The sequence below is a fragment of the Ruegeria sp. C8 genome (assembly GCF_056537565.1).
On record NZ_JBQFRV010000001.1, the window covers coordinates 458,309 to 479,351 of the forward strand.

19 protein-coding genes are annotated in these 21,043 nt (G+C 58.5%); 9 read left to right on the forward strand and 10 right to left on the reverse strand.

Annotated elements, in window-relative coordinates; all coding sequences use genetic code 11:
* Positions 1-48: 48 nt before the first annotated feature.
* The gene (locus ACR0KL_RS02315; RefSeq protein WP_480554460.1) at positions 49-435 is read right to left on the reverse strand and encodes a DUF4440 domain-containing protein; all 387 of its coding nucleotides are present in this window, start codon (positions 433-435) and stop codon (positions 49-51) included.
* Between the two features lie 143 nt (positions 436-578).
* Here ACR0KL_RS02315 and ACR0KL_RS02320 point away from each other — a divergent pair, with 143 nt between their 5' ends.
* The 4 genes from ACR0KL_RS02320 (at position 579) to ACR0KL_RS02335 (ending at position 2,796) form a co-directional block, all read left to right on the forward strand.
* A complete protein-coding gene (locus ACR0KL_RS02320) occupies positions 579-1,001 on the forward strand; it encodes a DUF2852 domain-containing protein (RefSeq protein WP_170373967.1) in 423 nt (140 codons plus the stop codon).
* Between the two features lie 66 nt (positions 1,002-1,067).
* A complete protein-coding gene (locus tag ACR0KL_RS02325) occupies positions 1,068-1,499 on the forward strand; it encodes an RDD family protein (protein ID WP_170482976.1) in 432 nt (143 codons plus the stop codon).
* Positions 1,500-1,574: 75 nt separating this feature from the next.
* Positions 1,575-2,399: an arginyltransferase gene (locus ACR0KL_RS02330; RefSeq protein ID WP_170676309.1), complete on the forward strand. Its 825-nt coding sequence runs from the start codon at positions 1,575-1,577 to the stop codon at positions 2,397-2,399.
* A 7-nt stretch (positions 2,400-2,406) separates the two neighbouring features.
* Positions 2,407-2,796, forward strand: a complete 390-nt coding sequence (locus ACR0KL_RS02335; protein WP_170676311.1) for a VOC family protein — start codon at positions 2,407-2,409, stop codon at positions 2,794-2,796.
* Between the two features lie 124 nt (positions 2,797-2,920).
* Here ACR0KL_RS02335 and ACR0KL_RS02340 read toward each other — a convergent pair whose 3' ends face one another.
* The 3 genes from ACR0KL_RS02340 to ACR0KL_RS02350 all read right to left on the reverse strand — a co-directional run bounded on the left by ACR0KL_RS02340 (position 2,921) and on the right by ACR0KL_RS02350 (position 7,422).
* Positions 2,921-5,275: a TRAP transporter large permease subunit gene (locus ACR0KL_RS02340; protein WP_170676313.1), complete on the reverse strand. Its 2,355-nt coding sequence runs from the start codon at positions 5,273-5,275 to the stop codon at positions 2,921-2,923.
* A 17-nt stretch (positions 5,276-5,292) separates the two neighbouring features.
* A complete protein-coding gene (locus tag ACR0KL_RS02345) occupies positions 5,293-6,219 on the reverse strand; it encodes a TRAP transporter small permease subunit (RefSeq protein ID WP_170466343.1) in 927 nt (308 codons plus the stop codon).
* A gap of 120 nt (positions 6,220-6,339) precedes the next feature.
* Positions 6,340-7,422, reverse strand: coding sequence for a TRAP transporter substrate-binding protein (locus ACR0KL_RS02350; protein WP_170373973.1), 1,083 nt, complete (start codon positions 7,420-7,422; stop codon positions 6,340-6,342).
* 248 nt (positions 7,423-7,670) lie between these two features.
* On the opposite strand from ACR0KL_RS02350, the gene ACR0KL_RS02355 reads away from it, so the two are divergent.
* Positions 7,671-9,104 carry a cache domain-containing protein gene (locus ACR0KL_RS02355; RefSeq protein ID WP_170466340.1) on the forward strand — a complete coding sequence of 478 codons (1,434 nt, stop codon included), beginning with the start codon at positions 7,671-7,673 and terminating at the stop codon, positions 9,102-9,104.
* The gene (locus ACR0KL_RS02360; protein WP_170373975.1) at positions 9,101-9,739 is read left to right on the forward strand and encodes a response regulator transcription factor; all 639 of its coding nucleotides are present in this window, start codon (positions 9,101-9,103) and stop codon (positions 9,737-9,739) included. The genes ACR0KL_RS02355 and ACR0KL_RS02360 overlap by 4 nt, the downstream gene beginning before the upstream one ends.
* Positions 9,740-9,818: 79 nt before the next feature.
* Here the strand turns inward: ACR0KL_RS02360 and ACR0KL_RS02365 are convergent, their stop codons facing one another.
* Positions 9,819-10,202: a bleomycin resistance protein gene (locus ACR0KL_RS02365; protein ID WP_170676315.1), complete on the reverse strand. Its 384-nt coding sequence runs from the start codon at positions 10,200-10,202 to the stop codon at positions 9,819-9,821.
* Positions 10,203-10,248: 46 nt separating this feature from the next.
* The gene (locus ACR0KL_RS02370) at positions 10,249-11,094 is read right to left on the reverse strand and encodes a HalD/BesD family halogenase (RefSeq protein ID WP_170676317.1); all 846 of its coding nucleotides are present in this window, start codon (positions 11,092-11,094) and stop codon (positions 10,249-10,251) included.
* 425 nt (positions 11,095-11,519) lie between these two features.
* Between ACR0KL_RS02370 and ACR0KL_RS02375 the strand changes: the two genes are divergently transcribed.
* The 3 genes from ACR0KL_RS02375 to ACR0KL_RS02385 all read left to right on the forward strand — a co-directional run bounded on the left by ACR0KL_RS02375 (position 11,520) and on the right by ACR0KL_RS02385 (position 14,881).
* A complete protein-coding gene (locus ACR0KL_RS02375; RefSeq protein ID WP_480776599.1) occupies positions 11,520-13,271 on the forward strand; it encodes an acetolactate synthase 3 large subunit in 1,752 nt (583 codons plus the stop codon).
* Between the two features lie 66 nt (positions 13,272-13,337).
* On the forward strand, positions 13,338-13,898 hold the full coding sequence (gene ilvN, locus ACR0KL_RS02380; RefSeq protein ID WP_170373979.1) for an acetolactate synthase small subunit: 561 nt from the start codon (positions 13,338-13,340) through the stop codon (positions 13,896-13,898).
* A 281-nt stretch (positions 13,899-14,179) separates the two neighbouring features.
* On the forward strand, positions 14,180-14,881 hold the full coding sequence (locus ACR0KL_RS02385; protein WP_170676321.1) for a helix-turn-helix domain-containing protein: 702 nt from the start codon (positions 14,180-14,182) through the stop codon (positions 14,879-14,881).
* Here the strand turns inward: ACR0KL_RS02385 and ACR0KL_RS02390 are convergent.
* The 4 genes from ACR0KL_RS02390 to ACR0KL_RS02405 all read right to left on the reverse strand — a co-directional run bounded on the left by ACR0KL_RS02390 (position 14,878) and on the right by ACR0KL_RS02405 (position 20,992).
* Positions 14,878-15,651, reverse strand: a complete 774-nt coding sequence (locus tag ACR0KL_RS02390) for a DUF2189 domain-containing protein (protein WP_170676323.1) — start codon at positions 15,649-15,651, stop codon at positions 14,878-14,880. The two genes, ACR0KL_RS02385 and ACR0KL_RS02390, sit on opposite strands and share 4 nt — an antisense overlap.
* Positions 15,652-15,674: 23 nt before the next feature.
* Positions 15,675-17,075 (reverse strand): amidase, encoded by a 1,401-nt coding sequence (locus tag ACR0KL_RS02395; protein ID WP_170676325.1) that lies wholly within the window; start codon positions 17,073-17,075, stop codon positions 15,675-15,677.
* A 190-nt stretch (positions 17,076-17,265) separates the two neighbouring features.
* Positions 17,266-18,390, reverse strand: coding sequence for a peptide chain release factor 2 (prfB, locus tag ACR0KL_RS02400; protein ID WP_170373982.1), 1,125 nt, complete (start codon positions 18,388-18,390; stop codon positions 17,266-17,268).
* Between the two features lie 112 nt (positions 18,391-18,502).
* Complete coding sequence (locus ACR0KL_RS02405; RefSeq protein ID WP_480776600.1) at positions 18,503-20,992, reverse strand: penicillin-binding protein 1A; 2,490 nt, start codon at positions 20,990-20,992, stop codon at positions 18,503-18,505.
* Positions 20,993-21,043: the final 51 nt, after the last annotated feature.

Genomic DNA, 21,043 nt, shown 5'->3' on the forward strand with positions numbered 1-21,043 from the left:
CCCGGACCCTGCGCACCGCTGGGCGGCAAGGTCAATGCGGCAAACGCATTATTCCTGTTCGACCGGAGTGTCCTGACTGAAACTGTTGATCCAAGCCCCCGCCCGACGTTCCCAAAGGGAAGATATGAGCATCGCCTCCCACTCCTCCGCGCCCGGTCGCACATAATCGGCCCGATAGGACAGCAACACGATATCCGGGGTCAAAATCCGCAGGTGCTCTTCGCTCAACTTGAATTCCGCCATTGTCGGAGCCTCAGCGAACTGCCCTACATGGTCGTCCCGATTTGCAAAACCCGACGGGTAGACACCCAGAAAATCGGCGCTCAGAAGCGCCCTGTCAGCCTGGGCGTCGCCTGTTGCCAAAGCAGACCATACCTGTTTTTCCAGCTCCAAGATCTCAACAAGCGTTGACGCATTTGCGTTCTCATTCATCATGTCCGCACCCTGCTGCCCGAGGCCTGCGTCGTCAACCAAATCCGAAAATGTAAATCTTTTTCACATCGACCCCTTGCAACCCCGCAAGCGCTCCCCATCTAGATCATGTGAAAGGAATTTACATCAACCCCAGGAGAGACCACATGACCGCATTGTCCGAACCCGCCGCACCCGCAAATCCGGGGTGGCTCTATCGTGCCGAGGCTTGGATGGACGACAAAGGCAAAGGCGCCTGGATCGCCGCCATGGTTCTTGGGTTCATCTTCTTCTGGCCCGTAGGCCTCGCCCTTCTGGCCTATATGATCTGGAGCAAACGCATGTTCAGCAAGTCCTGCAGCCGCCGCAAATCCTGGCACAGTCACATGAGTGCAATGAAGCCATCAGGCAACAGCGCCTTCGACGCCTACAAGGCCGACACTTTGGCCCGTCTGGAACGTGAACAGCAGGATTTCGAAGCCTTCCTGCGCCGCCTGCGCGAAGCCAAGGACAAAGCCGAGTTCGACCAGTTCATGGATGAACGCGCACGTGAAAACCACGAAGACGATGGCAAAGGCGAACCGGCCTGAATTGACTTGCCCTGTCCCGACCATTCGGGACAGGGTAACACGACCTACCCTTTCGGAAACCTGACAATGAACCATCTGCCCGATCCCGATACTCAACCCGAGTTCTACCAGTCCGTCGCAACCAAGCGTTTTGTCGCATGGTTGTTCGACATCGCCTTTATCTCACTTCTGTGCATCGTCCCCGTCTTCCTGACACTTGGGGCCGGGCTGTTCTTCTTGCCGCTGATCTATGCCGTGATCAGCTTTGTCTACCGGGTCATCACAATCTCGAACGGATCTGCCACGCTTGGCATGCGGTTCATGGGGATCGAGCTGCGCGACGCGTTCGGCGAACGGATGGATATGGGCAAGGCCGTGGCCCATACGGCCGGATACTTCATCAGCATGGCGTTCTTCGTTGTTCAGATCGTATCTGTCATCATGATGCTGACCAGCGCGCGCTGCCAGGGTCTGACGGATGCCTTCCTTGGCACAGTCATGATCAACCAGCGGGCCTGAACGCAACACACTTGAATCACTTGGCGGCTTGAAAATCCGTTGCTATCATCCGGTCCGAGGCTACATGGGACCTTCATGCGACACACGCTGCCAATTGCGCCACAATTCTATGTGACGGCCCCCCAGCCCTGCCCTTACCTTGAGGGCAGGATGGAGCGCAAACTCTTCACCGCTCTGCAAGGCGCAGGCGCGGATCAGTTGAACAATTCGCTGTCCCAACAAGGGTTTCGCCGGTCGCAGAACGTCCTCTATCGCCCATCCTGCACTGATTGCGCTGCGTGCCTTTCCGCCCGGATCGACGTCTCGGCCTTCCGCCCGACCAAAAGCCAGAAACGCGCGGCCAAACGTAATGGTTATCTAGAGCGCCGCGCAACCTCGCCCTGGGCCACCGATGATCAATACGAGCTGTTCCGTCGCTACCTCGATACCCGCCACGCTGATGGCGGCATGGCCGATATGGACGTTTTCGAGTTCGCCGCGATGATCGAGGAAACCCCAATCCGCAGCCGCGTTGTGGAGTATGCCGACCCCGAGACTGGAAACCTGATCGCCGTCAGCCTGACCGATGTTCTGGATGACGGCCTCAGCATGGTTTATTCCTTCTACGACCCAAACCAGCCGCAGAACTCTTTGGGCACCTACATGATCCTCGACCATATCGAGATCGCGCGTGAGGCCGGCCTGCCCTATATCTACTTAGGCTACTGGGTCCCGGGCAGTCCGAAAATGGGCTACAAAGCCAAGTTTTCCGGGCTAGAGGCCTATGTTCGGGGGCGCTGGGAGAAAATCTCCAACCCCGAGGCTTTCGCAGATGCCTCGCACCACCCTCTCGCCTCGGCCCCTATAGCCGAGCAAGTGGCAAACATCCAACTGCCTGACCGCCACCCCACTAAAGGCTGATCCTTTCATGAAACAGAGCCTGCACGCTGTCACCCTTGTGGTGCCTGACTACGATGCTGCGATCAATTTCTACACCGAAAAGCTAGACTTCACTCTTTCCAAAGATATTGATCTGGGAGGCGGAAAACGCTGGGTCCTCGTCACGCCGCCGGGTTTAGGAGAGGCCTCCTTACTGCTGGCCAAAGCCGACGGTCTTGAACAAGAAACTGCTATCGGCAACCAAACCGGGGGGCGTGTTGGGTTCTTTCTGCAAACAGATGACTTCCAACGCGATCACGCAGCAATGCGGGCAAAGGGTGTCCATTTCGAAGAAGAGCCCCGTGTTGAACCCTATGGCACAGTCGCGGTATGGCAGGACCCTTTCGGAAATCGTTGGGACCTCATCCAGTTCGCATGATCCCGTTCATCCGGCCGAAGATAACTCTTTTAAAGTCCGCGCAAGCTCTTCGCCTTAAACCTAAAATAAGAAAGTAAAAGGGGGCCTTCCAGGCCCCCTTTTTCATTTGGACTACACTCAGTGATCAGTTCGGAATCAGATCCGGCACGATGGTCACAATGGTCGGGAAGAACCATAGGATCGCAATACCGACGACCTGAATGATCACGAACGGTACGACGCCACGATAGATATGGCCCGTCGTCACCTCTTTCGGGGCGACCCCTCGCAGGTAGAACAAGGCGAACCCGAAGGGTGGCGTCAGGAACGAGGTCTGCAGGTTCACCGCCACCATGATGGTCACCCATTTCGGATCGAACGACCCGCCATAGATCACCGGCCCAACAATCGGGATCACGATGTAGATGATCTCAAGGAAGTCCAGCACAAAGCCCAGAATGAACAGCACCAGCATCACGATCAGGAAGACCGTGAACTCGTTGTCGAAGCTGCGCAGGAACTGCTGGATGTAATGCTCACCCCCGAAGGAGATCACCACAAGGTTCAGCAACTGCGACCCGATCAGGATGGTAAACACCATCGAGGTCACCTTCGCCGTCTCGCGCACCACCGGCGTCAGAACCCCGCTTGAGAACAGGACCCAGCAGCCGAACAACAGACCGAACAGAGCGTACAGGTACGTCGCATAAGCCAGAATGAAGGCGATCCAGGTCTCAACCGGGACATTGCCCTGATTGATACGCAGATCGAAATTCACACCCATCAGCAAACAGATGATGACTGCAAAGGTCGACCAGATGATCACACTTCCGGACCGGCCCTGATCCTGCAGCTTGCGGTACGCAGCCAACATGATCGCACCACCGGCACCCAGTGCCGCAGCAGGTGTCGGATTGGTAACACCGCCAAGGATCGAACCCAGCACCGCGATGATCAGAACCAGCGGCGGGAACACAACTCGTATCAGATCGTTGGTGGCACAACGCGCGGCAGCCTCCTTACAGCCGTAGATCGCGATGGCGAAGGGAATCGCCAGCAACACGAATGTCGCCCCGGATGAGGTTGTTGGCTGGATGAAGAGAATATCCACCAACAGCATCAACAACAGGCCAATCGCCCCAACGATCAGAGGTTGCGGCGAGCGTGAAGGCGCGATGCCACGACCCAGAACCAAGGTCAGCGCCAGCAGCACCACAACAATCGAAACGCCGGTTCCGATCGGAGCCGCATTGGCGATCTTGGCGTCACGGGCGGCGGCGAGTTCTTCGTCGCTCAGGCGCTCAGCGCTGGCAACGCCACCGGCGGCGTCGATTGCCTCTTGCTCGGCCACAGCTTGATCCCAGGCGGATTGGCCATGCAGTTCGATCATCGAGGCCTGACACTCAGCCGAGACATTCGTGCGCAAAGACGCGCCCTGCCCCACATCCGAGAAGGCCGAGACCGAGATGTTCTGGCTACCGATCACACCCGCGCTGCCCAGAAGCACCGCACCCACGATGATCGCAACCGGCGCACCCAGCAGCCAGGTCAGACCCTCAGAGCGGGTGATCGTCTCACCAGAGCCACCCGACAGCTCAACCGCAGGAGCCTTGTCCGGGTTCAGCAGTGCATAACCAAAGGCATAAAGCGCATAGAGCAGCGCCAGCATGATCCCCGGCAACAAAGCCGCTTGGAACAAGGTTCCAACCGAGACCACCGCAGGTTCGCCCAAAAAGGTCAGGGCATCGGTACAGCCTGCCTCGACCGCACGCTCTTCCTGCGCCGTCGAGTACAAGTCACCCGCCAAAGTGCCCAACAAAACGATCACGATCGACGGAGGGATGATCTGCCCCAGCGTGCCCGAGGCCGCGATCACACCTGTCGCCAACTCGGGCGAGTAGTTGTTACGCAACATCGTCGGCAGCGCCAGCAGGCCCATGGTAACCACGGTCGCGCCAACTATACCGGTCGAGGCGGCCAGAAACGCACCCACAACAACAATCGACACGGCCAGACCACCGGGCAGCGGGCCAAAGACACGTGCCATCGTTGTCAACAGGTCGTTTGCGATCTTGGAACGCTCCAGCGTGATGCCCATCAGAACGAACATCAAAACGGCCAGAAGGGTCTCAATCGACTGACCGGCCAGAACCCGTTCGTTCATGCGGTTGACGATGAAGGAAACGTTTCGGTCCAGCGCGGTTTCCCATCCCGAGGGGAAGACCGGCTCGCCTATCCTTGGTAAGTCCGGGTATCGGAAGACCGAGACCGTATCGGGTTTGACCCCCGAATTCACCAGGTCTCGGTAAGCTTGTGAACCAGTGTCAATCGCCTGGTGGATAAGCAGTCCAGCGCTGTCCAGCGCGGCGATGATCCCGAAGGAGATCACACCCGCTCCACCGATGGCGAAGGCCACCGGGAAGCCTGAGAGAATGCCTCCGAAAAGGCAAAAGAATACGATAATGAGGCCTATCTCGACGCCATCAAGTCCGAATAGCATTGTCTTGGTCTCCGTCCTTAATGTGCGCCTTCGTAGGCTTCTTCACCCTCACCAAGGCTATCCTTGTCGAGGTATTTTCCGGCGCTTTCCGGCCCTTCCACGTATTCCAGATACGACCGCCACAGGAAGGCAACCGCGTGCAGGAACACCATGCCCGCAAAGATCACGAGCAGGATTTTGAACAGGAAATACGCGTTGAAACCGTTCGGGCTGAAGCCGATGGTTTCCACGTTCCAGCGCAGGGCGCGCGACTTGGCCACCAGCCTGTCCAGTGTGTCACTGGCAGAGGGTTTCGGTACGATCAGGTGCCGCCACATGAAGTACCAGCCATACATCCAGGTCAGCACGGCCATCGGCATCATGAACAATACCGCTCCGCACATATCGACCACCCGCTTGGCGCGGTGGCTGATACCGGCATAGATCAGGTCAACCCGCACATGCCCGCCCTGCACGAAGGTGTAGGTGCAGCACAGGCAGACGACCATCGCGTTATAGAGCTTCAGCTCTTCGGCAAACCAACTGATGTCCTGATTGAAGGGAATACCCAGGCCAAAGGACATGTCAGGCCGGGCAAAGACCCGCTGCATGAACACGATAACGATCTGCTGGATCACCATAAGCAAACCCGCCCAGGCAAAGAAACGTCCGGTCGTGTTGGCGAAAGCCTCCAGTCCGCGCACCATGCCCCACATCACGTTTCGGTAGTAGAGGCCGATGGCCGTAAGAACCAGAAACAGCGTGAACACCACGAAGAAGAACTCGACCGAGCCTCCGTAGTAGACAAAGCGCATGATGGATTCTTTGTCGGACCAATCCAGCCACAGCTGCGGATGCGTGATCGCATATCCAAAATTATAGAAGGCTTCGGCAATGTTCTGAATGAACCAGATCAGTCCATTCCACAGGGCGCCGAAAAACGAGATACCGTTATCGTCCTGCATGTTGTCCCCGGGTCACGTCAGTTGCACTGCAAATTATAGCGGCATGATGGGTCCGCGCATATGCAACAAGAAAGGCTCCCCCGCGATTGCGGGGAAACCGTTTTGTCAGTTCACTTGGGATTAGCCGCGAACGCGGTCGCGCTGAGCGGTGTAAGCACCCGACGACAGGTTCAACCAGCCCGAGGACGATGCCATCGATGCCATTGCACTGTCGTGGATCTTCTTGAACAGCTCGTCGCCCATGTTCTCGTCCAGAACCTCTTGCGAAGCCTGACCGAACGCATCCCAAACGCTGTCTGGGAATTCCATGACCTTCACGCCACCCGACTGCAGACGCTGCAGAGCTGCACCGTTGTTGGCCAGGAACTGCGCCAGGTTCCACTGGTGCGCTTCGGCCGCTGCGATCTCGATGATCTTCTGCTGGGCCGGTGTCAGTTCGTCGAACACGTCGCGGTTGGTCGCCAGCGACAGACCTGCGCCCGGCTCGTGGAAGCCCGCGGTGTAGTAGGTCTTGGTGATTTCCTGGAAGCCCGCTTTTTCGTCCGCCCAGGGGCCGATCCACTCGGTGCCGTCAATCGCACCCGAGGACAGCGCCTGATACACTTCGGAACCCGGAATGTTCTGAACCGATGCGCCCAGTTTGCCAAGTGCCTGGCCACCCAGACCTGGCATACGGAACTTCAGACCCTGGAAATCCTCGGGGCCGTTGATCTCTTTCGAGTACCAGCCGCCTGCCTGCGCGCCGGTGTTACCCGCCAGGAAGGACTTCAGGCCGAAGATCGAGCCCAGCTCGTCATGCAGCTCCATGCCGCCGTCGTGGTAGTACCAGTTCACCAGTTCCTGCGCGGTCATGCCGAACGGAACAGCGGTGAAGAAGGCATAGCCTGGGTGCTGACCCACAAAGTAGTAGTCAGCCGCGTGGTACATGTCGGCCTGACCGGACGAAACGGCGTCGAACACTTCGAACGCGCCAACCAGTTCGCCTGCGGCCTTGATTTCTACGTTCAGGCTGCCATCGGACATCGCGTTGATGCTATCGGCGCAGCGCTGTGCGCTGTCGAACACCCCGGCCAGACCACGACCCCACGAGGTAACCATGGTCAGGGTCCGCTGACCCTGCGCATAAGCCGGTGCCGCCAGTGCGGTTGCCGCAGCAGCCGAGCCGCCCAGAGCAGATTTCTTCAGAAATGAACGACGATCCATATGAGTGTTCCTCCCCTTCATAAGTCATCACCCGGAGGTGTCCGGGCCTGTCGCTTTCAATGGATCGGAGCCTAGAGGCAGGGATATGAAAGGGAATACCTACTACTGCGTAGAAACCCGAATTTCTGCCCGTTTTTCGCAGATAAAATCGGCAAAAAAGCCAGCCATCCCACGTTCCCGAGGGCATTTACCCCCAGAAACGCTCAATCTTTTTGCATTTTCGCCGCCGCTTGCGTATCGATTCGACCATGCAAAGACTCCGACATCTGGTTTCGCTGACCTATGCGCAGAAACTGTCTTTGGTTGCGGCCATCCCTCTGGTCGTTGCCGTCGCGGCCATTGCCTTTCTGGTCGCCTATCAGGCCCGAGCGACATCCGAGCGCGAAATACAGGCGCTGGAGCTACGCCTGATCGAGGCCAAGAAGGAAGAACTGAAGAACTACGTCACACAGGCGCGCAACGGGTTTGCCTATATCTACGGGCGCGCTGAACCTGACGATGACGTCGCCAAAACGCTGGTAACTCAGATTCTGTCGGCGATGATCTACGGGCAGGACGGGTTCTTCTTTGTCTATGACTATGACGGCACGAACTTGGTCAGCCCCCGCCAGACCCAGTTCATCAACCGCAATTGGGACGGTCTGACCGACAGCGACGGTACTCCGGTCGTGGATGAGTTCATCCGTCTCGCACGCCAAGGTGCAGGCTGGCACAGTTTCATGTGGGAAAAGCCCTCGACCGGGGAAGAGGCGCAGATGATCGCCTATGTTGTGGGCCTGCAGGATTGGCGTTGGGCCGTGGGCACCGGTGTCTTCATCGACGACATATTGGCAACCGTCGCCAATGCCCGCGCGGAGGTCGAGGACCGGGTCCAACGCACCTTCATGTATATTGGCGCCATCGTTGTAGCCTCAGTCCTGATCGTCTTTGCCTCGGGCATGTTGCTGAACATACGCGAGCGGCGGCTGGCCGATGCAAAGCTGAAAGAGCTGACCCAGCGAGTGTTCGACGCTCAGGAAGAAGAACGCGGCCGGGTCGCGCGCGAGCTGCATGACGGGATCAGCCAGATTCTTGTCGGTGTCCGCTATGCTCTTGATAATGCGCGAAGGCGCTTGTCCCGAGGCGATGACGCGGGCGCGCAGGCCCCATTGGACAAGGGCATTGATCATCTCGGCACGGCGATCACCGAAGTACGCCGCATCAGCCGCGACCTACGCCCCGGCGTGCTGGATGATCTAGGCCTCGGCCCGGCCCTCAAGGCGTTGACCGATGACTTCCGCGAGCGCACAGGGATCGAAACCGAGTTTTCGACCGTTGTCTTCCGCAACCGGCTGGATCAGGACAGCAAGATCGCCCTCTACCGCATCGCTCAAGAAGCTTTGACCAATATTGAGCGCCACGCAGACGCCTCGCATGTTACAATCGACTTGCGCGGGCACAAGAAAGGCGCGACCATGCGGATCACTGATGACGGGCGCGGGCTGCGCTCTGAACCGGATCAGAGCGGCACCGGCATCGGGCTACGCAACATGCAGGAACGGATCGAACAGCTTGACGGCACGTTGCGTATTCTGTCATCACGCGGCCCGCACGGGGGCACGGTGATCGAAGTCAGCCTGCCCCTCAGCCACCTGCTGCCGCCGCAGGAAGACGCAACACCGAACCGAAAGGCCGGGACATGACCATCCGAGTCCTCATTGTCGACGATCACCCCATGGTGGCCGAGGGCATCCAGTCGATCCTCGAAAGCTATGATGAGATAGAGGTCGTCGGCACTCTGGGCAGCGGTCAGGCCGCGGTTGATCACGCGGCCGAGTTGACACCCGACGTGATCCTGATGGACCTCAACATGCCCGGTCTCGGCGGCCTGAGCGCGACCGAACTGATCCTCGAACGCCTGCCCGAAACCCGCATTCTGATCCTGTCGATGCATGACAGCCCCGAATACATCTCAACCGCGCTCAGCCACGGCGCCAAAGGCTATGTGCTGAAAGACGTCCCCACGGATGAGATCAAAGAGGCGATTGATGCCGTGATGAAGGGCGAGCAATATCTATGCACCGGCGCCAGCGGGTCCTTGAAGCCCAAAGGCGACAGCGCCCGCGAAGCCCTTACCGGGCGCGAACAGACCATCCTTCTTGAACTTGCGCAGGGAAAATCCAACAAAGAAGTCGCCCTGGCACTCGATATCTCGGTCCGGACTGTCGAGACGCACCGAAAGAACATCAAACGCAAACTGGGCATCTCCTCTACAGCAGGCCTGACCCGTTATGCGCTGGAACATGGCGTATTGCAGGGTACCGGCGTCGGCTTCTGAGCCACCCACAGCGCGGCACGCGCTGCCCGGCCCAACCAGAGGAGGCGCGCCGCAGGCGCGTTGACGATGGGCGGGAGGGCTACCCGCGCGGCCTGATATCCTCGCCGAAAAAGATCAATGTCCCATCCTCGTCAATGACGTGAAACTCGCGTTGCTGGTACGGCTGATCAAACGGAGAGCGCACACGTCCGTCGGGCAGATCTTCCAACCCCGGTTTGAGGCTGTCATACAGCGCATCAACCCCCTCGACATCTATGTAGAAGGACTGCTCTTCCCCCAGCAGCTTGCCATCGTCTCGCGGCGGGCATTCCAGCAGCCGAATAGCCAACGGTCCGCGCGAAAGAAAAGCATAATTGTCCTGTCGAAACCCGCAGCTGAATCCCAAGCGCTCACAATAGAAATCAATCTGGTTCTGCAACGACGAACACAAAACAAACGGAGTGAGTTGCAGTATACGCGCCATGCCAAAGCCCTCCCTGAATGGGCCCTAACCTACCTGTGTCGGCAACTCAGTCCAATAATTCATCGGCCCGGCGGCCCTCTCGCGCGTAGTGATGCGGCAGAACCCGACCATAGAGCTGCCGCGTCCTCTCAACCCCGCCACACATGCCTTCGGTGTCCACAAATGAGAAGATGCCAACGTAGCGCTTGCGCGCGCCTTCAACCGGCGCAACACGATGCAAGGCATAGCGACCCTTGAATATTTGCAGATCACCGGGCTGCAAGTCGATCCGGTGAACGGCCTGCATATCGCCATCCAGAACTCTTCTTACCGCCGAAAAATTCTCATCCTCAGAACTGCGTAGATCCGGGGCATATTCAAACGCGCCGCCTGTCTCGGCGTTCTGAATGGCCAAGGTCACCGTGTAGTTGTTGGTGTCGAAATGCCAGGGAAACCCCTGCCCCTCTTCCACGACGTTGATGATGACATCCGCCAGCGGATCATCATAGCGAAAGAACCGATCCTCAGGCTCATCCAGCGCATCGCGAATGAACGGCAGAAAACCGTCAAACTCATAAATACGCCGCAGAGGACCCGATCCGGGGAAATTGTCTGCAGGTACAAACGCATTCGACCTATCATAGAACCGACGCACCGGATGCCCGATCCCATAGCTGGGGTCATCCTTGGTGAAATAAACATTCGTACGGTTGAAAGACCGATGAGCCTTGGGCGCGACGGCATCTGCCTCTACCAGTAACTGCTCCAACCCGCCCTCATGCACAAATCCCGGCAGAACCGCGCAACCGTCATGCTCAAGCTCTCGGCGCAGATCACCGATCAACTGGCGGTACGCGGTCGAGTCCGGACGATCAATCGGATAGCGCCCCAAATCCACGAGTTCCTGCAGCAAGGCCGACCTCCCTATTTGCCCCTCATAAAAGGCAGCCTGCCGCAGCACATGACGCGCTTCTGGTTCATTTCAGACATCGCGTTGGCGGTTTTGGACAAGTCGGAAATCCGTCAAAACACCGCGCGCGCCCTATGGTTTTACCGGAAATTCCCGACATGCGGCATTTTGCGCAACAAAATGTCGCAAAATTCATCAATCCGGTCATGAAATTCATACGATTGACTGTTGACGCTCCGTCGTGCCGAACATAATGTCCCCTGCAAGCTGATAAGGAGCCTCTGGCGATGAACACGCTAGTCGTAATCGTAGGAAACACGCGTATGGGCCGGTAACGGAAAACCACAATCGAACCCATGCGCCTCCGAAAAACTCGGGGGCTTTTTTTTGGCAAACGCAAGACACATGTCGCGAACGGAGCAAAGCAGATGACACGTGAGATGACCGGCGCAAAGATGGTGGTTCAGGCCCTCAAGGATCAGGGCGTGGACACAGTATTCGGATATCCCGGTGGCGCCGTCCTACCGATCTATGATGAGATCTTTCTGCAAAACGACATTCGCCACGTCCTGGTGCGGCATGAGCAAGGCGCGGTCCACGCGGCCGAAGGCTATGCCCGCTCGACGGGCAAACCCGGCGTTGCGCTTGTGACATCCGGCCCCGGCGCGACCAATGCGGTCACCGGTTTGACGGATGCGCTGATGGACTCGATCCCGATCATTGTTCTGACCGGTCAGGTCCCGACCTTCATGATCGGCTCGGATGCGTTCCAAGAGGCCGACACCGTTGGCATCACCCGCCCCTGCACCAAGCATAACTGGCTGGTGAAGGACACGGATTCGCTGGCCGAAACCATGCACGAGGCGTTCCACGTCGCCACCTCGGGCCGTCCGGGTCCGGTGCTGATCGACATTCCCAAGGACGTGCAGTTTGCATCCGGAGACTATACTGGCCCCAAGACCTCGACCTCTCGCTATCAGCCTGTTCTGAAGGGCGATCTGGAAGAGATCACCGAACTGGTCGCTGCGATGGAGATCGCCAAGAAACCCGTTTTCTACACCGGCGGCGGCGTCATCAACTCGGGCCCCGCAGCCAGTCAATTGCTGCGTGAGCTGGTGGATGCGACGGGTTTCCCGATCACCTCGACCCTGATGGGCCTTGGCGCTTACCCGGCCTCGGGTGAGAACTGGCTGGGCATGCTGGGGATGCATGGTCTCTATGAGGCCAACCTGGCGATGCATGACTGTGACCTGATGATCAACATCGGCGCTCGGTTCGACGACCGGATCACCGGCCGCATCGACGCGTTCTCACCGAACTCGAAAAAGGCGCATATCGACATTGATCCGTCTTCGATCAACAAGGTGATCCGCGTCGACATCCCGATCGTCGGCGATGTTGCGCATGTTCTGGAAGATATTTTGAAGGTCTGGAAATCGCGCGGTCGCAAGACCGATGCGGCCTCGGTCGCCAAGTGGCAGGAGCAGATTGCCGACTGGCGCAAGGTCAACTGCCTTGCCTACACCAACAGCGAGAAGACCATCAAACCGCAATACGCGCTGCAACGCCTTGAAGAGCTGACGAAAAACCACGATCGCTACATCACGACCGAAGTTGGTCAGCACCAGATGTGGGCCGCGCAGTACCTTGGGTTCGAGGACCCCAACCGCTGGATGACCTCAGGCGGTCTGGGCACGATGGGCTACGGCACTCCGGCTTCGATCGGTGTGCAGATGGCGCATCCGGATGCGTTGGTCATCAACGTCGCGGGTGAGGCTTCGTGGCTGATGAACATGCAGGAAATGGGCACCGCCGTTCAGTACCGCCTGCCGGTGAAACAGTTCATCCTGAACAACGAACGCCTCGGCATGGTCCGCCAATGGCAAGAGCTGCTGCATGGTGAGCGCTACTCACATTCGTGGTCCGAAGCCCTGCCCGATTTCGTCAAACTCGCCGAGGCCTTCGGGGCCAAGGGCATCCTGTGTTCCGACCCAGCCGATCTGGACGACGCGATCATGGAGATGATCAACTATTACGGCCCGGTGATCTTTGATTGCCTTGTAGAAAAGCACGAGAACTGCTTCCCCATGATCCCGTCGGGCAAAGCTCATAACGAGATGCTGCTGGGCGAGGCCGAAACGCAGGGCGTGATCGATTCCAAAGGTTCGGTTCTGGTTTAACAACATTCGTCGGAATTGACCGGGCGCCCGACGCCCGGTTTTCGCAAGATGATGAAAGGGACATAAATGTCTGCCCTACATATCAAAAAAGGCTCCACCCGCCACTCGGCCTATAACCTACGCCCGACCTTTTCGGACGTGCAGGAGCGCCATACGATTGCGGTTCTGGTAGAGAACGAGCCAGGCGTTCTAGCCCGCGTGATCGGCCTGTTCTCGGGCCGTGGTTATAACATCGAAAGCCTGACCGTGGCCGAGGTCGACCATACAGGACACCTCAGCCGCATCACCATCGTGACCACCGGTACCCCGCAGGTGATCGAGCAGATAAAGACCCAATTGGGCCGCATCGTACCAGTTCACGAGGTCCATGACCTGACAGTCGAAGGCCCTTCGGTCGAGCGGGAACTGGCGATCATCAAGGTTGTTGGCGAAGGCGACAAGCGGGTCGAGGCGCTGCGTCTGGCCGATATTTTCCGCGCCAATGTGGTCGACAGCACGTTGAACTCGTTCATATTTGAGATCACGGGCGCGCCCGACAAGATCGATGCTTTTGCTGACCTCATGCGCCCGTTGGGGCTCGTCGAAATCGCCAGAACTGGCGTGGCCGCCCTGTTGCGCGGCGACTGACAGTTGCAAGGTCCCGGCAGGGTACCGCTGGGACCTTTCGCTTTTTACAACAAGTACCCATTTGATACTTCATTACAAAAAAGCCTGCAAATAAACCATAAAGATCACCACCAGCAGACAAATACCTATTGCCTTTACCCTACGTCCGATTAGCATCTCAAGTGCAACGCGGCGTGGGGAAACGTTGCTTTGGGGTCATCTTTACGATTTCGGTCACACATCCGGTCCGCCGGTCCGCACCGCTGTTTTCACGACTGAAACCGCCGATGCAGGGGGAACCGATGCCAGAGGATACGCGCAGCCCGGACGAACTTCGCGCCATGTTCGGTGCAAACCTCAGACGCTTGGCACGAAACTACCCTTCGATTTCGGCATTGTGCCGCGAACTGGGCATCAACCGAACTCAATTCAACAGATATCTTGCGGGCGAGAGTTTTCCGCGCGCGGATGTTCTGGACCGGATGTGTCGCTTCTTTGATGTGGATGCCCGCATCGTTCTCACCCCGCTTGACGACATCCCGGATGCCAATACGCATCATGTGAACGCCACTCTGACGCAATTCCTCGGCTCGGGCGCCCAGGCCACACATGACTGCACCTTTCCACCGGGTTTTTATGCGGCGACGGACACCCGAACGTCCATCGTATTGCACGCGAAAAGGCTGCCGCAATGCACGTTGATCCGAGGCTTCACACCGCGCAGCGCCATGCCCGGCAGCCCATCCATTGCACGAGAGGTGCGCGGCATAGCAAGCTGTTCCGGCGACTATGTCTACATGCTGATTTCCGGTCGTAACGGCCAGAACAGCCGGGTCTATGTGGTCAGCAAGAAAGATACCCTCTGGCAAGGCACAAGCTACACCCGCCCGGACAAAGACGACGCGCGCGCCGTGACCCTGACCCGATTGGGGCAGGATGCAACAGATGCGCTTGGTGTCGCGCGCAAGCTGATGCGGGCCAACAGGCCCGACGAACGGCGCTAGCTCGGGCCATCCTCGCAGATCAGGCGATACAGGTGCCAGCTTGCATGACCTAAAAGCGGCAGCACCAGAAGCAGTCCCAAGAACCATGGCACCATCGCGACAAACGTCAGCACGGCGATGAAAATGCCCCACCCGATCATGACCGGAAAGTTGTCCCTCACGTAGGAGAAACTTTCGATCATTGCCGTCACAAAATCCAGTTCGCGGTCCAGCAGCATCGGGATCGACAGTACGGTGATCATATAGAGGATGGTGGCAAAGACCGCCCCGACGGCCGACCCTACGGCCAGCATCATCAACCCGTTTGCCGTCAGATACACTTCGAGCGAGGAGGACACGTTCGTAAGCGTCGACAGCCCCATGAACAGGGCAAAGATCATGTGGCCCAGAAAGAACCAGAACAGAAACATAACCACAATGATCGCGCATATGGAGGGCAGCTGGCGACGGCTCTGCTGCAGCACAACCCCGAATATCGCGTTAAAATCAAGCTCCTCTCCGGCCTCCAAACGACGCGACACCTCATATAGCCCGACTGCCGCAAACGGACCGATCAGAGGGAACCCGATCGCGGCGAGGACCAACCAATAGCTTGTTCCTGTCCGGAGGGTCACCCAAGCGATCGCCCAGCCCGCCAACACATAGAACCCCGCAAATATCAAGCCGAACAGCGGCGCCCTGCGAAGGTCAACCCACGCCCGCCGCATCGCCTGTTTTAGCATCCCACTGTCAACAGGGCGCATCTGAGGCGCTCCGAAAGGTCTTTCCATCTGTTTCTCCTCCCCGTCTGGCCCTATCTCATCGCGGGCCTTTTCTGCGGCCATGTCGTTGCCTCGTGATACGCCGCCCCCATGGACAGCAGCCGCGCATCCGACCCTTTGGGTCCCAATAGCTGAAAGCCCATTGGCAGGCCTTCCGCTCCGAACCCGGCAGGCGCAGCCAGACAGGGCAAGCCAATCAGGCTGACCGGCACTGTCACCTGCATCCAGCGATGATAGGTATCCATCACTCGCCCCATGATCTCACGCGGATACGGCGTCTCGATATCGAAGGGCCAGACCTGTGCGGCCGGCAGAACCAAAACATCATAGTCCTGAAACAGCCCAGCCGCCCGCCGGAACCACTCCGACCGGGTAACGCTGGCCTCGTGCACCTGCATGGCGGATAGCATCAGGCCACGCTCCAACTCCCACTGTGCGCTGTCCTTCAAGGCCTCTGATTTGCCCTGCAACGGCTGCAATCCCGCCGCCACCGCCCAGGACCGCAGGGTAATCCAACTGTCCCACATCTTTTCGGCATCGAAGGGCGCAGACACATCTTCGACCACTGCACCCAGGTCTTCGAAAACGCTTAGGGCATCGCGGCAAAGGTCCAGAATGCCGTCCTCAAACGGAAATGCGTCGCCCCAATCTCCCAACCACCCAATCCGCGCCCCGCGCAGATCAGCGGCTTGAACGGGACTCACGTGCCCGGCATCCGAGACCAAAGGTGACCGGGGATCAGCGCCCGAGATCACGTCGAGCAAAAGCCCCAAATCCTCAGGGCTGCGCGCCATTGGCCCCAGAGTCGACAACTGATGCAGAAACCCTTCTCCAACGGGTTCCGACGGCACCCGCCCCCAGCTGGGGCGAAATCCGTAAACGTTGTTCCACGCGGCCGGGTTGCGCAGGCTTCCCATCATGTCCGAGCCATCGGCCAACGCGACCATCCCAGTCGCCAACGCAACCGCCGCGCCACCAGACGACCCCCCACAGGTACGCGCCCCATCATAAGGGTTCCGGGTTGCTCCATAGACAGGGTTGAACGTGTGCGAGCCAAGCCCAAACTCGGGTGAGTTAGTCTTGCCAATCAAGATTGCCCCAGCCGCGCGCATCCGCGCCGCGATCAGATCGTCCTGTTCGGGCACAAAATCACGAAACAGTGGCGATCCCTGCGATGACACTATCCCGGCGACATTGACCAGATCCTTCACCGCAATCGGCAACCCATGCAATGGCCCCCGCTTGGGACCCGTATCCATTGCCGCCGCCTCGGCCATCAGATCATCCGCATCGCGCAGCGCCACAATCGCATTGACCGTTCCATTCACGGCCTCAACCCGCTCCAGCGTCGCAGCCATCACCTCGACCGCTGAAACAGCACCAGATGACAACTGATCGACCAGCGTCTTTGCGGAAAGCTGAGTGATATCCATCCGGGTTTCAATCACCTCGATCTGTTTGGTTCAAATCCAGCCTAGCCGCGCACCCCGACCAATAAAACCCATTGTTTAAATACATCTTTTCCCGAATGGCTAAGCACCACCCGGATCCCCTTCATCTGGCTAAAAATATCTCGGGGGAGTCGCGGCTTGCCGCGGCGGGGGCAGCGCCCCCTGCCCAGACTTAGTCGCCCTGCGCCTCGGACCGGCTTTTGCCCGCCACGTTCAACGCCAGCGTCGCCGCCATGAACCCATCCAGATCTCCGTCCAAAACACCTTTGGTATCCGAGGTCTCATGATTGGTCCGCAGATCCTTCACCATCTGATAAGGCTGCAAGACGTAGGATCGGATCTGGTTGCCCCAGCCCGCATCCCCCTTTGCCTCATGCGCCGCGTTGATATCGGCGTTCCGACGGTCCAGCTCTTGTTGGTAGAGGCGCGATTTCAGCGCTTTCATGGCAATATCGCGGTTCTGGTGCTGCGACTTCTCGGATGAGGTCACAACAATCCCGGTCGGGATGTGCGTGATCCGCACCGCCGAGTCCGTGGTGTTCACGTGCTGTCCACCCGCTCCCGAGGACCGATAGGTATCAATACGAATATCGGCTGGGTTCACCTCAATCTCGATATTGTCGTCGACCACGGGGTAAACCCAGACCGAACTGAACGATGTATGCCGCTTGGCCGCCGAGTCATAAGGCGAGATTCGCACCAGACGATGCACGCCGCTTTCCGATTTCAGCCAGCCATAGGCATTGTGACCCGAAATCTTGTAGGCCGCCGACTTGATCCCGGCTTCTTCGCCGGCTGTCTCGGATTGCAGCTCGACCGTGTAGCCCTTCTTTTCCGCCCAACGCACATACATCCGCGCCAGCATCGAGGCCCAGTCACAGCTCTCGGTCCCACCCGCGCCCGAGTTGATCTCGAGGAAGGTATCGTTGCTGTCAGCCTCGCCATCGAGCAGAGCCTCCAGCTCTTTCTTGGCGGCTTTGTCCTTCAGAGACTTGATCGAGGCTTCGGCGTCCTGAACAACCTCTTCATCCTCTTCCATCTCGCCCAGCTCGATCAGCTCGATATTGTCGCTGAGATCGGTTTTGATGGACTCGTAGGTCTCGATCGCGTCGACCAGCATCTGCCGTTCGCGCATCAGTTTCTGTGCGTTCTCGGGGCTGTCCCACAGGTTCGGATCCTCGACCCGCGCGTTGAATTCCTCAAGCCGATGGGGCGCGGTTTCATAGTCCATGCGCTGCGCCAGCAGCTCTAGTGACTTTTCGATTTCCGCCACGATATTCTGGGTTTCGGCGCGCATGGTCTTGCCCCAACTTGGTCAAACAGGACTGCGTGATAGCAAGAGCGGAAGGCCACCACAAGACGGGCCAGACGGGATTGCACGTCTGGCCGAAAGAGATTTCACGAAGCGATCAGTAAAGGCCGCCGGTACTCAAATCCCCTTGCGAGGCTTTGGGGCCAACAGTGACAGTGCTGCCCGTCGAGGTCTGCACCTGAACGCCCGCGCGTTGCGCCTCTTCGAACAGCGGAAGGTCCGATCCGATGGCAAAGCCGCCGTCATAAACGCGGTCGATAAACCCATCCACACCATCCCGGAAGAACTCGGCCACGACATATTCGCCGGATGCGTCATCAGGCAGGCGCGCGCCACTGAAACGGTCGATCTTGATGAAGTGACCACCCTCGGGCACTTCGAACGGACCACCGCCGTATTTCTCAACGGCTTTTTCCATGAAGCTCTGGAAGACCGGCCCGCACATGGTGCCACCATAAGCCCCCCGGCCCATCGGACGCGGACGGTCATAACCGATATAGCAACCGGCCACGATGTTCGAGGTGAAGCCGATGAACCACGCATCCTTGGATTCGTTGGTCGTTCCGGTCTTGCCCGCCGTCGGCACCGGCAGGTTGACATAGCGCGACGCTGTCCCGCGATCCACAACACCCTTCATCATCGAGGTCAGCTGATAGGCGGTAATCGCATCCATGACCTGCGAGCGGTTGGTCTCGATGGTCGGCGACTCGTTTTGCTCCAACCAGGTCGAGTTGCAATCGAGGCACTGGCGATCGTCATGGCGATAGATTGTCTTGCCAAAGCGGTCCTGAATCCGATCGACCAGAGTAGGTTCGACCCGCTCACCGCCATTTGCGAACATCGCGTAGGCCGCAACCATTTTATACAGTGTGGTTTCTTCGGACCCGAGCGAGTTGGCCAAGAACGCACCCATCCGTTCATAGACACCAAACCGTTCCGCATAACCCGCAACGACGGGCATCGTGACCTCTTGCGCCAGACGGATGGTCATCAGGTTCCGCGACTGTTCGATCCCGGTGCGCAGCGGTGTCGGGCCGTAGAACTTGTTCGACGAGTTCTTGGGGCGCCACAGGCCCTGCGGTGTATTCACCTCAATCGGCGCGTCCACAACGATCGTCGCCGGGCTATAGCCACTGTCGAGCGCGGCGGCGTAAACGAACGGCTTGAATGAAGACCCCGGCTGGCGCTGCGCCTGCGTGGCGCGGTTGAACACGGTATCTTGATACGAGAACCCGCCCTGCATCGCCAGAACACGGCCCGAGTTCACGTCCATCGCGACAAAGCCACCCTGCACTTCGGGCACCTGACGGGCGGACCATTGGCCCTCTTCCCCGGCCATGACAAGGATCACGTCGCCACGTTTGAAATTGTCGAAGAAGTTGCCCTGCATCCACTTGATGTCAGAGCGAGGAATGGTGCCATCGGCGGGGCCATCCTCGATTCCGACGGTCAATTGTTGCTCAGCCACATCCAGCACAACGGCCGGGTACCACTGGGTCGGCAGGACGACGTCACGGGGGATCTCCATCTGCGCCAGCGCATCGCGCCATTGGGCCTCATCCGCCAGCTGTTCTTCTGCGATCACCTCGCCCGTGCCACGCCATCTGCCGCGTGACAGGTCGTATTTCTGCAACGCCTCGCGCAGCGCACGCGCGGCCTCGACCTGCATTTCTTCGTCAACCGAAGCGCGCACGGTGAAACCACCCGTAAAGAACTCACCCTCACCAAAATCCTCGCTCAGCTGGCGGCGGATTTCGTCGGTGAAATAGTCACGTGGCGGCAGTGCGGTGCGGAAGCTTTCAAAATCCCCGTTCTGGACTGAACGCAGAGGCATCTCGACCTCGGCTTCATAGGTCGCCTGATCAATGTAACCGTTCTGGTTCATCTCGCGCAGAACATAGTTGCGGCGAGCCAGCAGGCGTTCCTTTTGGCGGACCGGGTGGTAGTCCGACGGCGCCTTGGGCATCGCGGCCAGCATCGCGGCCTCATGCGGGGCCAGTTCCTGCAGGGTCTTGTTGAAATAGGTCTGCGCCGCAGCGGTCACACCATAGGAGTTCTGACCCAGAAAGATCTCGTTCATGTAAAGCTCGAGGATCTGTTCCTTGTCGAGCGTATCCTCAAGCCGGGTGGCGAGGATGATTTCCTTGATCTTGCGCTCGGCCCGACGGTCGCCCGACAGCAGGAAGTTCTTCATCACCTGCTGCGTGATGGTCGAGGCACCGCGAACAGTTTCACCTTTGGTGCGTACAGCTTCGACACCAGCAGCGATGATGCCGCGCGGGTCATAGCCCTGATGGGTGTAGAAATTCTTGTCTTCCGCAGAAATAAACGCCTGTTTCACCAGGTCGGGGATTTCCTCGGACGGGGTGAACAGACGGCGCTCCTGAGCGAATTCGTCGATCAACTGCCCCTCGCCGGAATAGATCCGGCTGATCGTGGGCGGTTTATATTGGGCCAGCGACTCGTGGCTGGGCAGGTCGCGACCATACATCCAGAAGACCGCGCCGATCACCAGCGCAACCATGAAGATACCCAAAGTCACGAGGCTGAAAACTGCCCCGAAAATCGATAGAATGAACCGGATCACGTCACTGCCTTTTTTTCGCGCTGCCGCCTATATAGGGATGCCAAGCCCAAG